Annotated in this window: 16 protein-coding genes; 8 read left to right on the top strand and 8 right to left on the bottom strand. The window is 66.7% G+C overall.

The annotated features are described in order from the left end of the window. Positions 1-10: 10 nt before the first annotated feature. From BMZ21_RS18680 to soxA, 3 genes are read right to left on the bottom strand one after another with little or no spacing between them, the layout of a single operon-like run. Complete coding sequence (locus BMZ21_RS18680; protein ID WP_091837548.1) at positions 11-898, bottom strand: MBL fold metallo-hydrolase; 888 nt, start codon at positions 896-898, stop codon at positions 11-13. Between the two features lie 18 nt (positions 899-916). Continuing rightward, the gene (gene soxX / locus BMZ21_RS18675) at positions 917-1528 is read right to left on the bottom strand and encodes a sulfur oxidation c-type cytochrome SoxX (RefSeq protein ID WP_091837546.1); all 612 of its coding nucleotides are present in this window, start codon (positions 1526-1528) and stop codon (positions 917-919) included. 8 nt (positions 1529-1536) lie between these two features. Beyond that, complete coding sequence (gene soxA, locus BMZ21_RS18670; RefSeq protein ID WP_091837544.1) at positions 1537-2370, bottom strand: sulfur oxidation c-type cytochrome SoxA; 834 nt, start codon at positions 2368-2370, stop codon at positions 1537-1539. 171 nt (positions 2371-2541) lie between these two features. Between soxA and soxY the strand changes: the two genes are divergently transcribed. From soxY to BMZ21_RS18630, 8 genes are all read left to right on the top strand, one after another. After that, the gene (gene soxY / locus BMZ21_RS18665) at positions 2542-3006 is read left to right on the top strand and encodes a thiosulfate oxidation carrier protein SoxY (RefSeq protein ID WP_091837541.1); all 465 of its coding nucleotides are present in this window, start codon (positions 2542-2544) and stop codon (positions 3004-3006) included. 43 nt (positions 3007-3049) lie between these two features. Continuing rightward, complete coding sequence (gene soxZ / locus BMZ21_RS18660; protein ID WP_091837539.1) at positions 3050-3379, top strand: thiosulfate oxidation carrier complex protein SoxZ; 330 nt, start codon at positions 3050-3052, stop codon at positions 3377-3379. Positions 3380-3533: 154 nt separating this feature from the next. After that, the gene (gene soxB, locus BMZ21_RS18655; protein ID WP_091837537.1) at positions 3534-5231 is read left to right on the top strand and encodes a thiosulfohydrolase SoxB; all 1698 of its coding nucleotides are present in this window, start codon (positions 3534-3536) and stop codon (positions 5229-5231) included. 43 nt (positions 5232-5274) lie between these two features. Further along, entirely contained in the window at positions 5275-6549 is a 1275-nt protein-coding gene (soxC, locus tag BMZ21_RS18650) for a sulfite dehydrogenase (RefSeq protein ID WP_091837535.1), read from the top strand. Further along, on the top strand, positions 6533-7270 hold the full coding sequence (locus tag BMZ21_RS18645; RefSeq protein WP_091837532.1) for a c-type cytochrome: 738 nt from the start codon (positions 6533-6535) through the stop codon (positions 7268-7270). Before soxC ends, BMZ21_RS18645 begins: the two co-directional genes overlap by 17 nt. Then, positions 7270-7587 carry a c-type cytochrome gene (locus tag BMZ21_RS18640; RefSeq protein ID WP_091837530.1) on the top strand — a complete coding sequence of 106 codons (318 nt, stop codon included), beginning with the start codon at positions 7270-7272 and terminating at the stop codon, positions 7585-7587. The genes BMZ21_RS18645 and BMZ21_RS18640 overlap by 1 nt, the downstream gene beginning before the upstream one ends. A 35-nt stretch (positions 7588-7622) precedes the next feature. After that, positions 7623-8897, top strand: coding sequence for an NAD(P)/FAD-dependent oxidoreductase (locus BMZ21_RS18635; protein ID WP_091837528.1), 1275 nt, complete (start codon positions 7623-7625; stop codon positions 8895-8897). 67 nt (positions 8898-8964) lie between these two features. Then, on the top strand, positions 8965-9351 hold the full coding sequence (locus tag BMZ21_RS18630; protein WP_091837525.1) for a c-type cytochrome: 387 nt from the start codon (positions 8965-8967) through the stop codon (positions 9349-9351). 6 nt (positions 9352-9357) lie between these two features. Here BMZ21_RS18630 and BMZ21_RS18625 read toward each other — a convergent pair whose 3' ends face one another. From BMZ21_RS18625 to BMZ21_RS18605, 5 genes are all read right to left on the bottom strand, one after another. Beyond that, entirely contained in the window at positions 9358-10008 is a 651-nt protein-coding gene (locus BMZ21_RS18625) for an ATP-binding cassette domain-containing protein (RefSeq protein WP_091837523.1), read from the bottom strand. Next, positions 10008-10754, bottom strand: a complete 747-nt coding sequence (locus tag BMZ21_RS18620) for an ABC transporter ATP-binding protein (RefSeq protein ID WP_091837521.1) — start codon at positions 10752-10754, stop codon at positions 10008-10010. Before BMZ21_RS18620 ends, BMZ21_RS18625 begins: the two co-directional genes overlap by 1 nt. Next, positions 10751-11674 carry a branched-chain amino acid ABC transporter permease gene (locus BMZ21_RS18615; RefSeq protein WP_091837519.1) on the bottom strand — a complete coding sequence of 308 codons (924 nt, stop codon included), beginning with the start codon at positions 11672-11674 and terminating at the stop codon, positions 10751-10753. Before BMZ21_RS18615 ends, BMZ21_RS18620 begins: the two co-directional genes overlap by 4 nt. Positions 11675-11679: 5 nt before the next feature. Further along, positions 11680-12579 (bottom strand): branched-chain amino acid ABC transporter permease, encoded by a 900-nt coding sequence (locus tag BMZ21_RS18610; protein WP_091837516.1) that lies wholly within the window; start codon positions 12577-12579, stop codon positions 11680-11682. Between the two features lie 70 nt (positions 12580-12649). Further along, positions 12650-13942: an ABC transporter substrate-binding protein gene (locus BMZ21_RS18605; protein ID WP_244543902.1), complete on the bottom strand. Its 1293-nt coding sequence runs from the start codon at positions 13940-13942 to the stop codon at positions 12650-12652. Positions 13943-14035 lie beyond the last annotated feature (93 nt).

The raw sequence follows: 14035 nt of genomic DNA, 5'->3' as shown, positions 1-14035 counted from the left end.
CGGCCTGCGATCAGGTTGAGACGAAGCGGTAGGCGGTGCCCTGCTGCTCGACCCGTCCGACCGCACCGGGCAGATGGTAGCCGATGATCTGCCCCTTTTCCTGGGCAAGCCGGTCGAGCAGCTTGCGCCGCGTTACGACGGCGAGATCGGCGTCGTGGTCGGAAGCCGGGCGCCAGTCCGGCCGCGCGAACGAGATCAGCGGATGCGTCAGCGCATCGCCCAGCACCATGACCGGACCGCCGGCCGCCTTTAACGCGAAGGAGACATGGCCGGGCGTGTGGCCGGGCGTCGCCACCGCCTCGATGCCGGGCAGCCACTCGCGGCCGGGCTCCAGCCGCTCGAGCTTGTCGCCGAGTTCCTTGGCGATGCGCTGTGCCCCGGCGGCGAAGGCGTGCCGGTCTTCAGGCAGGCGCTCATAGACCTTGGGATCGGTCCAGAAGCCGATCTCGGGCGCGGCGACGAGCCAGCGGGCATTGGGAAAGAGCGGGCTGTCGAACTCGTCGAGCGCGCCCCAGAAATGGTCGGGGTGGAGATGGGTGAACAGCACATGCGTCACCGCGTCGGGCTCGATCCCGGCCGTCTTCAGGCTCTCGGCGAGCTTGCCCGAGCCGGCGAGGAAGTTCGCGCCCGAGCCGCAATCGAACAGGACGACGTCCTTGCCGCGCTGCAGGCAGGTGACGTTGAGGACCGAGCGTGTCGGCCCGCTCTGCTTCGCCTGCGCGGCGAGCTCGGCCGGTGCGATGTCGCGCGCCAGCATCGACAGCGGCAATTCGAAGCTGCCGTCGCTTAGGACGGTCAGCGTCTCCTCGCCGGAGCCGAGCGTCGCCACGACCTGCGCCAGGGCCGATGAGGCCAGGGCGCAGGCGCCGGCAGTGACGAACAGGCGACGCGTCAGCATGGTCTGCTCCGGCAAAGCCTACTTGTTCACCGGCGATTCCGGATCGAACAGATAGGCCATCACGTCCTTGATTTGCTGCTCGTCGAGCACCTTGTTTACGCCGAAGCGCGGCATGTTCGAGCAGGGCACCACCGCCATCGAATTGTAGATCTTGGTGTAGGCGTCCTTGATCGTCTCGGGATCGTATTTGCGATCCTTGCCGTACGCAGCGAGGCTCGGGCCCAGCGTGCCGTAGCTGACTTCCTTCGGATCGAGCTGGTGGCAGGCGAAACAGTTGCCGCCGGCGACGGTGCCGGGAGGATCGGAGAACTGGCCGCCGCGGCCGTTGTTGGCGACCTGATAGCCGTTCTTCCAGTTGCCGAGCAACTTGCCGTCGGCGGGATACACCACGCGGGCGCTCTCGCGCTTCAGAATCTCGTCCGACTGCGCCGAAGAGGGGTTGTTGCGGGTCGTGTTGCAGACGGCGAGCGAGTCGTCCGGCTTGATCCTGGCCTGCCATTCGGCCGAGGCCTTGCCGAAGGTCGATTTCAGATAGGCGTCGATCACGGCCTGGGCTGGGCGCTCCTGGGCGCGGGCCGAACCCGCGAGAGCCAGCAGGGCCGCAAGGGGAATGAATGTCCTGATCATCATGTTCCCCCTCAGCGCTTGATCGACGGGACTTTGATCTCGCCGCCTTCAGCCTGCTTCTGCAGGAAGACGGTGAGCGCGGTCAGGGCTTCAGAGCCGTATTCCGGCACGGGCCAGCGCTGCTGGCGATAGCAGTCCCAGAGCCGGTGCTGCATCGTCCGCAGCGCGCTCTGCGAGACCCGGTAGGTCGGCCAGGAGCCCATCGTCTCCTGCGCGGTCCTGCCCTTGACCGAGAGGTTGGGCAGCCCCTGCAGGCGGATTCGCTTGCCTTCCTCGGCATGGCAGGTGGCGCAGGAGAAATCGTTGACGCCGCCGCGGGTATAGAACAGGGCTTCGCCGACCGCCGCCATCTCCTTCTCCTTGGGATGGGAGAGCTGCGGCTGGATCGTCATCTCGCTCGACTTGTTGGCGATGAAGGCGACGAGGTCCTCCATGTCGGAGGCGACGCCCGGCCCGGAGAAGCGGCGCTTCACGACATCGGCGGTGTCGAGGTCCTGGATCTTCTGCATGCACCAGAGCAGGCGCTGCTCGGTGTCCATCACCTTGTCGGCGTCGGCGAAATAGCGCGGCAGCTTGGCGAAGGCGCCCTCGAGCTTGCCCGGCCCCTCGCCGAGATCGCAGGCTTCGAGCGAGACATTCCTGGCGCCGCGCTGGGTCGACCACAGCGCCTCGCCGCGATCGACCGCGAGAAAACCCGGATTCGAGAACGGGTCCGAGAGCATCTGGCGATAGCGCTCGATCTCCTTCTCACTGTCGTCCTGCGGCGGTGACTGCGCGGTCAGCGGCCCAGCCGCGACTATCATGACGGCCGCCAACGCGGCCGCTCCGATGATCGGAAGCTTCATCCCTCGCCCTTTCGTTTCCTCCGGCGGCGCTTATGCTGCGCCCCTTGGCGGTAGCCCTCTCGGGGGCTTTACATTCACAAAAAACAATATCACGATACGTGCAAATGATTGGCGACCGGGCGCGGCGCCGTCAAGCGCTAAAACGAGACGAATTCCAGGGAGGAGCCCCGTATGCTGATCCAACCGTCGACGCTGTCGCGCCGCGATGCGATGAAGGCCGCCGCCTGGGCGCTCGCCGCCGCCGCGATCGCACCGAAGCTCGCCTTCGCCGACGAGAAGGCGGTCGCTGCCGAGATCAAGAAGCTCTACGGCGACAAGCCGATGGCCTCCGGCAAGATCAAGCTCGACGTGCCGGAGATCGCCGAGAATGGCCTGGTCGTGCCGATCAATGTCGAGATCGAGAGCCCGATGACCGAAGCCGACTACGTCAAGACCGTGCACGTCTTCGCCGAGGGCAACCCGCTGCCCGGCGTCGTCAGCTACCAGTTCACACCGGCCTGCGGAAAAGCCTCGGCCGCCACGCGCATGCGGCTCGCCCAGACGCAGGACATCATCTGCGTCGCCGAGATGTCGAACGGCACGCTGCACACGGCCAAGGCCAACATCAAGGTCACGATCGGCGGCTGCGGCGGCTGAAGCCGCTCATCGTCATCGACCAGAACAAGGCGAGGAAACATCCATGACGACCAAGCCCACGCCCCGCGTGCGCGTTCCGGCCAAGGCCACGGCCGGCGAGATCATCGAGATCAAGACGCTGATCTCGCACGAGATGGAATCCGGCCAGCGCAAGGATGCCAAGGGCGAGACGATCCCGCGCAAGATCATCAACAAGTTCTCGGCGAGCTTCAACGGCAAGCCGGTCTTCTCGGCCGATTGGTTCTCGGCGATCTCGGCCAATCCCTACCAGTCCTTCTTCTTCAAGGCCACGGAATCGGGCGAGTTCACCTTCACCTGGAAGGATGACGACGGCTCGGAATACACGTCGAAGAACAAGCTGACAGTCGGCTGACGCCAACCGTCATTGCGAGCAAAGCGAAGCAATCCAGTCTCTCAGAGCTCTGCCCCTTCTGGATTGCTTCGTCGCTTCGCTCCTCGCAATGACGGCCAAAGCTCCACTTGAAGAGCCCCTGGATCGCGATGTGCGCGCATCCAAAGGATGAGTCATGATCTCGAGACGAGACTTCCTGCAGGCGACGGCGGTCGCCGCGGCCTTGACGACAACCTCCGGTCTCGGCCCGCTCGGGCGCGCCGCCGCCCGGCAGACGCTGTCGCAGGCAGACATCCTGCGCTTCGAGCCGCAGGGACAGGTCACCATCCTGCATGTGGCCGATATCCACGCCCAGCTGATGCCGCTGCAGTTCCGCGAGCCGGCGGTCAATCTCGGCGTCGGCGAGGTCAAGGGCCTGCCGCCGCATCTGACCGACGCCGCCTTCCGCGAGCATTTCAAGATCGCCGCCGGCTCGGCCGATGCCTTCGCACTGACCTCGGACGATTTCGTCGCGCTCGCCCGCAATTACGGCCGGATGGGCGGGCTCGACCGGATCGCGACTTTGATCAAGGCTGTCAGGGCCGAGCGCGGTGCCGACAAGGTGCTGCTGCTCGACGGCGGCGACACCTGGCAGGGCAGCTGGAGCTCGCTCCAGACCAAGGGCCAGGACATGGTCGACGTGATGTCGGCGCTGAAGCTCGACGCGATGACCTCGCATTGGGAGTTCACGCTCGGCGCCGAGCGGGTCAAAGAGATCGTCGAGGCCGCGCCCTTCGCCTTCCTCGCCCAGAACATCCGCGACAAGGAATGGAACGAGCCGGTCTTCGAAGCCCGAAAAGTCTTCGAGAAGGGCGGCGTCAAGGTCGCGGTGATCGGCCAGGCGCTGCCACGTACCGCCGTTGCCAATCCGCGCTGGATGTTCCCGGACTGGGAGTTCGGCATCCGCGAGGAGGAAATCCAGAAGCAGGTCGAGGAAGCCCGCGCCGAGGGCGCCGCGGTGGTCGTGCTGCTCTCGCATGACGGCTTCGACGTCGACCGCAAGCTGGCGAGCCGGGTCAAGGGCATCGACGTCATCCTGACCGCCCATACCCATGACGCCATGCCCGGGCTGATCCGGGTCGGGCAGACCGCCCTCGTTGCCTCCGGCTCGCATGGCAAGTTCGTCTCGCGCCTCGACATCGCGGTGAAGGACGGCAAGGTCGCCGATATCCGCTTCAAGCTGATGCCGGTCTTCGCCGATGCGATCGCGCCCGATCCGGAGATGGCGGCGCTGGTCACCAAGCTGCGCGCGCCCTATGCCGCCGAGCTCGCCAGGGCAATCGGCCGCACCGACTCGCTGCTCTACCGGCGCGGCAATTTCAACGGCAGCTTCGACGACCTGATCTGCGACGCCATGCTGTCGCAGCGCGACGCCGAGATCGCGCTGTCGCCGGGCTTCCGCTGGGGCGGCTCGCTGCTGCCGGGCGAGGCGATCACCTGGGAGGCGATCAGCAACGCGACCGCGATCACCTATCCGAACTGCTACCGGATGGAGATGACCGGCGCGCAGCTCAAGGAGATCCTCGAGGACGTCGCCGACAATATCTTCCACCCCGACCCCTATTTCCAGGGCGGCGGCGACATGGTCCGCATCGGCGGCATGGGCTACGCCATCGATGTCGGCAAGCCGATGGGCAGCCGCATCTCCGGCCTGACGCACCTCAAATCCGGCAAGCCGATCGACGCCTCTCGTAAATACGTCGTCGCCGGCTGGGCCAGCGTCAACGAGGGCACGCAGGGCCCGCCGATCTGGGACGTGGTCCGCGACCATGTCGCCGCGGCCAAGACCATCACCATCAAGCCGAACGACGCCGTGAAGGTGAGCGGGGCATGAGCGCCTCCGCCATCACGCTAGTTAAAGAGCAAGGAGACGAGGCATGACCTCTCCCGCAAAGCCCGGTCCGCTGAGCCGCCGCCACTTCCTCGGCGGGGCGGTGGTCGCCGGAGCCGGTCTCGCCGGCACCAGCATTGCCCGCGCCGAGCCGGGGAAGCCCGATCCGCTGATCACCGAGGTCCAGGACTGGAGCCGCTATCTGGGTGAGGGCGTCGACAAGCGGCCCTATGGCACGCCGTCGCGCTTCGAGAAGAACGTGATCCGCCGCGATGTCTCCTGGCTGACGGCCTCGCCGGAATCCTCGGTCAACTTCACGCCGCTGCACGAGCTCGACGGGATCATCACCCCGTCCGGCCTCTGCTTCGAGCGCCATCATGGCGGCATCGCCGACATCGACCCGGCCAATCACCGGCTGATGATCCATGGCCTCGTCGACAAGCCGCTGGTCTTCACCATGGAAGACATCAGGCGGATGCCGCGGCAGAACCGCATCCATTTCCTCGAATGCGCCGCCAATTCCGGCATGGAGTGGCGCGGCGCGCAGCTCAATGGCTGCCAGTTCACCCACGGCATGGTCCACAACGTCATGTATACCGGCGTGCCGCTGAAGCTGCTTCTGGCCGAGGCGGGGGTGAAGGCCAATGCCAAATGGCTGCTGCTGGAAGGCGCCGATTCCTCCGGCATGAACCGCTCGCTGCCGATCGAGAAGGCGCTCGACGACGTGCTGATCGCCTTCGCCATGAACGGCGAGGCGCTGCGCCCAGAGCAGGGCTATCCGCTGCGTGCCGTCATCCCCGGCTGGGAGGGCAATCTCTGGGTCAAATGGCTCCGGCGCATCGAGGTCGGCGACCAGCCGTGGCAGGCACGCGAGGAGACCTCGAAATACACCGACCTTCTGGCCGATGGCCGCTCGCGCCGATTCACTTTCTTCATGGACGCCAAATCGGTGGTGACCAATCCCTCGCCGCAGGCGCCGCTGAAGCAGAAGGGCCGCAACGTCCTCTCCGGCCTGGCCTGGTCGGGGCGCGGCACGATCAAACGCGTCGACGTGACCCTCGACGGCGGCAGGAACTGGCAGCACGCCAGGATCGACGGGCCGGTGTTCGATAAGTCGCTCACCCGCTTCTATGTCGACTTCGACTGGGCCGGACAGGACCTCCTGATCCAGTCGCGCGCCATCGATTCGACCGGCTATCTCCAGCCGACCAAGGAGGAGCTGCGCAAGATCCGCGGCACCAACTCGATCTACCACAACAACGGCATTCAGACCTGGCATGTGAAGGCGAACGGGGAGACCGAAAATGTCGAGATCGGTTAATCCCGTCCTGCTCGCGGGCCTGGCGGCGCTCGCCGTGCTCGCCGCCGCGCCGCTGATCGCCCAGACCAAGCCGGCGGCCAAGCAGGCGCAAGCCCATCTCCCGGCCAAAACCGCCCAGGCTCCGGCCCCGGCGGCCAAGCTCGGCCTCGGCCGCGAGGCGCTGCCGGAGGAGATCAAGGCCTGGGACATCGCGGTGCGGCCTGACGGCAAGGGCCTGCCGCCCGGCAAGGGCACGGTCAAGCAGGGCGACGAGATCTTCCAGGCGCAATGCGCCAGCTGCCATGGCGAATTCGGCCAGGGCAACAACCGCTGGCCGGTGCTGGCCGGCGGCATGGGCTCGCTCAGATCCGACCGGCCGGAGAAGACGATCGGCTCGTTCTGGCCCGATCTCTCGACCGTGTTCGACTATGTCCGCCGGGCCATGCCCTATGGCAACGCCCAATCGCTGTCGCCGGACGAGCTCTACGCCGTCACCGCCTATTTGCTCTATCTGAACGACATCGTGAAGGACGAGGACTTCGAACTGTCCGATAAGAACTTTACCAGCGTGAAGCTGCCGAATGCGGCCGCCTTCTACGACGACGACCGCGAGACCACGGAGAAGGCCTTCTGGGGCAAGGAGCCGTGCATGACCAATTGCAAGCCGGAGGTGAAGATCACCGGACGGGCGGTGATCCTCGACGTGACGCCGGATTCCAAGACGGCGCCGAAGGTCGACTGATGCGAGGAGCCGGCGCCGTCCGTCTCGCGGTGCTCGGGCTGCTACTGGCCTGTGCGCCGGCGAACGCCGCCGGCGACAAGGCGCTGGGGGAGTATCTCTCGTCCGAATGCACGAGCTGCCATCAGAGCAGCGGCAGGCAGGTCGGCGGCATTCCGGCGATCATCGGCCACCCCGCCGAGCAGTTCGTCGCGTTAATGAACGCCTATCGGCAGCGGCAGCGCGACAACCAGGTGATGCAGGCGGTTGCCGCGCGACTCTCCAGTGAGGAGATCGCGGCGCTGGCCGCTTATTACGAGAGTCTGAAGCCCGGTCCTTAGGGCTAGCCGTCACGAGGGGAAGGGGAGAGGGAACCATGTCGACCAGTCGCCGCACATTCCTGACCGGCCTCGCCGCCGCCGGCAGCTTCGCCATCGCCTCGCCGGCCGTGCTCGGCCAGGCCAAGCCGCGCGTCGTGGTGATCGGCGGCGGAGCCGGCGGCGCGACCGCGGCGCGGTACATCGCCAAGGACTCGAACGGCGCCATCGCGGTGACGCTGGTCGAGGAGAACGAGGTCTACCAGACCTGCTTCCACTCCAACCTCTTCATCGGCGGCTTCAAGAGCTATGACGAGATCAGCCATCGCTACGACGCGCTGGCGAAGAACCATGGCATCACGCTGGCCCGGGCCCGCGCCACCCAGATCGACCGCGACAAGAAGGAGGCTGTGCTCTCGACGGGCGATCGCCTGCCCTATGACCGCCTCGTCGTCTCGCCCGGCATCGACCTGAAATACGATTCAGTCCCCGGCTGGTCGAAGGAGGCCGAGGAGGCGATGCCGCATGGCTGGAAGCCCGGCCGGCAGACGCAATTGATCAGGCAGAAGCTCGACGCGGTGCCAAATGGCGGCACGATCGTGATGATCGCCCCGCCCAATCCCTATCGCTGCCCGCCCGGCCCCTATGAGCGGGCATCGATGTTCGCCCATCTGCTCAAGGCGAGCGGCAGGCGCGACTGCAAGATCCTCATCCTCGACCCCAAGGACAGCTTCTCCAAGCAGGGCGTCTTCCAGGAGGGCTGGGAAAAGCACTATGGCGCGATGATCGAATGGCTAGGGCCGAAGGTGCATGACGGCATCAAGTCGGTCGATCCCAAGACCAACACTGTCGTCACCGGCTTCGAGACCTACAAGGACTGCGCCTTCGTCAATGTCATCCCGGCGCAGATGGCCGGCGAGATCGCCCGCTCGGCGGGCCTGGCGCCCGCCGGCGGCTACTGCACCATCGACGCGGCCTCGATGAAGTCGGCCGTCGATCCAAACATCTTCGTTCTCGGCGATGCCTGCATCGCCGGCGACATGCCGAAATCCGCCTTCGCCGCCAACAGCCAGGCCAAGGTCGCGGCGATGGTGATCCGGGGCGAGCTCACCAATGCCCGCACCTTTCCGGCCCGCTACATCAACACCTGCTGGTCGCTGATCGAGACCGACGACACGATCAAGGTCGGCGGCCGCTACGAGGCCAAGGACGGCAAGATCGCGGCGACCGAGACCTTCGTCTCGCAGCCACGCGAGAGCGCCGAACTGCGCAAGGAGAACCAGGCCGAGAATGTCGGCTGGTACGCCGCGATCACCGCCGACATGTTCAGCTGAAGCCTTCACCGCGCCGTCGCTTCGTGCGGCGGCGCCAACTCACTCTCCTTATCAGGGTCCAAACTGCATGAAATTGCCTGTCGTCGCCGCTGCCTTCGCCGCTGCCTTTCTCACGACCAGCGCGAAGGCGCAGGACGTTTCGGCCGGCGAGCGCTCCTGGAATAAGTGCCGGGCCTGCCACCAGGTCGGCGAAGGCGCCAAGAACCTGGTCGGCCCGCAGCTCAACGGGCTGTTCGGGCGCCATACCGGCGCAGTCGAGGGCTACAGCTATTCGACAGCCAACAAGGGCGCCAACATCACCTGGGACGAGGCCGTCTTCGCCGAATACATCAAGGACCCGAAGGCCAAGATCCCCGGCACCAAGATGGTCTTCGCCGGCATCAAGAACGACAAGGAGATCGCCGACCTCACTGCCTTCCTCAAGCAGTTCGACAAGGACGGCAAGAAGATGTGAGCCGGCTTAATTGATGGCGCCGCGCTCGATCTGGAGGGTCTCGTCGGCGATCGCGTCGAGCAGCGCCGGCGTCGATTCCGTGATCAGGATGGCAAGGTCCGGCCGGCCACGCCTGAGCTCGCCGAGCGTGCGCGCGTAGTCGAGCGCCAGCGCCGGGGCGAGCCCCTGGAAGGGTTCGTCCAGCAGCAGCGCCGTGCGGGCGACCATCAGCGCCCGGCCCAGCGCCACCATCTTGCCCTGGCCGCCCGAGACGCCCCCGCCCGGGCGCGTGCGCATGGTGAGGAGCTGCGGCAGCAGCGCATAGACCTCGTCGAGCCGCCGTGCCCGCTCGGGCGCCGGCAAGGAGAGCGCCAGCGCAGGCAGCAGGATGTTGTCCTCGACCGTGAATTCGGGCACCAGTCGGCGGTCCTCCGGCGCGTAGCCTATGCCCTGCGCGGCACGCTGATAGGCCGGGGTCGTGCCGATCTCCTGTTCGCCGAGATGGACCGCGCCGGCCTCGACCGGCAAAAGCCCCATGATCGCCCGCAGCGTCGTGGTCTTGCCGGCGCCATTGCGGCCGATCAGGATCGTGGTCCTGCCGGAGGTCAGCCCCAGCGACACCGATCGCAGCACCTGCACGCCAGCGATGGCGACGGTCACGTCTTCCATGCGCAGCATCACGCCACCCCCACGACATTGCGCAGCACGCGCTCATCCTTGAACACCTCGGAGGGCGGCCCTTCCGCCATCACCGAGCCGGAATCCCAGACGACGACGCGGTCGGCATAGCGCTGCACCACATCCATGTCGTGCTCGACGAACAGCGCCGTGACCTTGGCGCGGCGCAGCGCGGCCATCAGCGTCTCCATCAGGGTGAAGCGCTCGATCGTGCTGACGCCGCTGGTCGGCTCGTCGAGCAGGACGAGGCGCGGCTTCAGCGCCAGAGCGATGACGATGTCGAGGAGCTTGCGCCGCCCCTCCGGCAGCGCGCCGGCCAGCTGCTGCGCCTCGCCGTCGAGCCCGACAAGCGCCAGCAGCTCTTCGGCCTCGCGCCGGCGGCCATCGGCGTCGAGCGCCTTGAACGGCACCCAGATGCCGCGCTTGGCCGCGACCGCGATCATCAGGTTGTCGAGAACCGTCTGGTCGAGGAAGAGCTGCGGGATCTGGAAGGCGCGGGCGATGCCGCGCCGCGCGATGGTGCGCGGCGCCATGGCGGTGATCGGCTTGCCGTCGAGATAGACCTCGCCCGAGCTCGGCCGGAGATAGCCGGTGCAGAGATTGAGGAAGGTCGTCTTGCCGGAGCCGTTCGGGCCGATGATGGCGAGGAATTCGCCCTCGCGGATCTCGAGGTTGACGCCGTCGGCCGCCTGCACGCCGTAGAAGGCAATGCGCAGGTCCTTGGCCTGGAGGAGGGGCGTCGTCATGCCGGTTCTCCGCTGCGGCGCCGGAGCAGGCCGTAGAGCCCGCTCGGCAGGAAGAAGATGACGCCGATCAGCGCGACGCCGATGATCAGGTTCCAGGCATCGGTGACGCCGACCGCCAGGGTGTGCAGCACTTCGAGGAAGAGCGAGCCGATGAAGGGGCCGGCGACGCCGCCGATGCCGCCGAGCACCGCGACCAGGACGAGATGGCCGGACGCCGTCCAGAAGGCGAACTCGGGCAGGATATGGCCGATCGCCATCGCCGCGATCGCCCCGCCGATGCCGGCGAGCGCGGCCGAGACGGTGTAGGCGATCAGGAGCACGATCCGGACGGGAACGCCGAGATATTCGAGCCGGAGCTCGTTAGTGTGCACGGCGGCGAGCGCATGGCCGAGCGGGCTCGCCAGATAGCGCTGCACGCCGTAGCCGACGCCGAGCATCAGCACGAGACCGGCATAGTAGAGCGCGGTGTCGAAGCTCGCCTTGTCGAGCGTCATACCGAAAAAGCGCGGCACCGCCAGGCGCAGGCCGTCCGTGCCGCCGGTGATGCCGTAGAGCTTGGAGAGCAGCGCGTAGAGCACCATCGACATGGCGAGGTTGAGCATGGCGAAGAAGATCGCGCGGTAGCGCACCAGGAAGGCGCCGACGATCAGGCCAGTCACGGCCGAGGCGAGCGTGCCGAGCACGAGCAGCACCACGAACTCGTTGAGGCCGGCCCGCGCCAGGAAGGCGATGGCATAGGCGCTGACGGCGTAGAACATGGCGTGGCCGATCGAGATCAGCCCGCCGCGCAGCAGCACGGCGACGCCGAGCGCGGCGAAACCCTTGGCGACGGCGAGCGTCAGCACGAATTGCAGCCAGGGCGCGGCGATCGGCGCGAGCGCCAGCGCGGCGAGGGCGACGAGGAAGAGGGCGGCGCGCATGGCGGTCAGATCCTCCGGGTCGCCGCCTGGCCGAACAGTCCGTAGGGGCGGACCAGCAGCACGACGAGCATGACGATGTAGGGGGCGACCGCATCGAGCGACGGCGCGAAATAGATGGCGAGCACGCGGGCGAGGCCGACGATGATCGCCGCCAGCGCCGCGCCCTCGATCTGGCCGAGCCCGCCGATAGCGGCGACGGCGAAGGCGAGCACCATGGTCTCGGCGCCGAGGCCGGGTGCTGCGCCCGCGGTCGGTGTCGCCAGCGCCCCGCCCAGTGCCGCCAGGAAGACGCCGAGCGTGAAGGAGAGGATGAAGACGCGGTTGGTGTTGATGCCGATGCTCTGTGCCATCTCGCGATCGGCCACGACGGCGGTGACCAGCCTGCCGATCCGAGTCTTCGTGAGCATGATGCGCAGGCCGACGACCACGATGACGGCGAGGCCGATCAGCAGGAGCTGGTAGTTGAGATAGACGACGTCGCCGATCTGCGTCGAGCCGAGCAACTGCATCGGCGTGTCTTCTGCGAGCGAGCGCACGCCGAAGACGATGCGCTGCAGGTCCTCCAGGATCAGGAACAGGCCGAAGGTGACGAGGATCTGGATCGCTTCCGACTTGCCATAGGTCCAGCGCATCAGGCAGCGCTCGACCAGCGGGCCGAACAGCGCGGCGACGATCGCGGCGCTGAAGACGAGGGCCGGGAAGGAGAGCCAGGGGTTCAGGCCCGCGCTGGCGATCCACAGGCCGATCGAGGCGGCGACATAGGCGCCGATCGCGTAGAAGCTGCCATGCGCGACGTTGAGCACGCGCAGCACGCTGAAGACGAGGGTCAGCCCGACGGCGACGAAGAAGATCAGCGCCGCGCTGGCGAGGCCGTCGACGGCAAGCGGAATCAGGGTGTCGAGCATTGGCGGCACCTGGGATTGATGATGTGGGAATCAGGCGGGAGCGCGTGGAGGCGCCTCCCGCCTGCGGGGATTACTGGTAGCTGCCGGGCTTGGGCTGGGTGGCGAGGAAGGCCGGGGTCAGCGTTCCCACCCATTTGATCGCATCGTCGCCCTGGGGCGGCATCAGCGTGTCGCCCTTGTAGCGGACCATGCCGCCGATCACCGGGAACTTGTAGTCGGGCGACTTGGCGGTGACGCCGACGACCTGGTCGACGAGGCCGTCATTGTCCTTGCGGGTCACGGTGGTGCCGGTCAGCGTCTTGACCGTGCTGCCGCGCATGGCATCGGCGAGTTCGTTGCGGCTCGGCCATTTGCCTCCGGTCTTCTTCAGCGCGGCCTCATAGGCGGCCTTCATGTAGATGATCGCGTTGGCCATCTTGACCGACGGGAAGACCGGGTACTCGCCATAACGCTTTTCATAGGCCTCGACGAAGGCCTTGGTCACAGGATTGGCCCTGGCGTCGGGCGACATCCACCAGCCGTCACCGAGCACGCCGACGATGACGCCTTCGGGCAGGTTGGCGCGCTGGAGTACGGTCTCGCCCAGCGCCAGCACGACCTGGCTCGAGGTGAATAGCCCGCGCGGCTGGGCCTGGCGCACGAAGTTCTCGAGATCGGCGCCCCAGAGATTGGAGAACACCACATCCGGCCGCGAGGCCGAGAGCTTCGAGATCTCGGTCTGGAAATTGGCCGAGCCGAGCTTGGGGAACAGCTCCGCCACGACCTCGACATCCGGCTTCAGCGCCTTCATCGCGGTCTTGAAGATCAGCGCCGCGTCATGGCCGAAGGCGTAGTCGGGATTGACGATGGCGATCCGCTTCACGTCCGGCTTGCGCTGCAGGAGATAGAGCGCATAGGCGACGAATTCCGGGATCGTGTTGCCGTTCGGGCGGAAATAATACTTGCTCTTGCCGTCGAGCAGGAGCTGGTGCGTGTCGCAGTTCCAGCCGATCGTCGGGGCCTGCATCTGCTCGGCGAGCGGGGCCAGCGCCAGGCAGTTGGCGCTCGACAGCGCCGCGATCATCACCTGGTTGGACTTGTCTTCGGCGAGGCGGCGGTATTCGGCGATGACGCCCTGCGTGCCCTGCGCCTCGTCGACATAGGTCGCCTTCAGCGGCACGCCGCCGATCCCGCCGCGGGCGTTGATCATGTCGATCATCAGCTCGGCGGCGTTCTTGCCGGGGACGCCATAGGCGGCTGCCGGGCCCGAGGTGAAGGTCATGACGCCGACACCAAGGGATGCCGGCTTCTCCTGCGCGACGGCCGGAGCCGCAACGGCGCCGAACGAGACCGCCAGAGCGGCCATCCAAGCTGATCTGATCATGGTTTTCCTCTCCGTTTCCGATCGGCGTCCTGTCCGGGCGCCGTCGCCGTCCCCGCGCAGCTGCGGCGCTTGGAAATCTCTATAAAAATCCTT

The organism is Allobosea lupini (genome assembly GCF_900109525.1).
GTDB lineage: Bacteria > Pseudomonadota > Alphaproteobacteria > Rhizobiales > Beijerinckiaceae > Allobosea > Allobosea lupini.
This window is presented reverse-complemented; position numbering and strand designations above follow the sequence as displayed.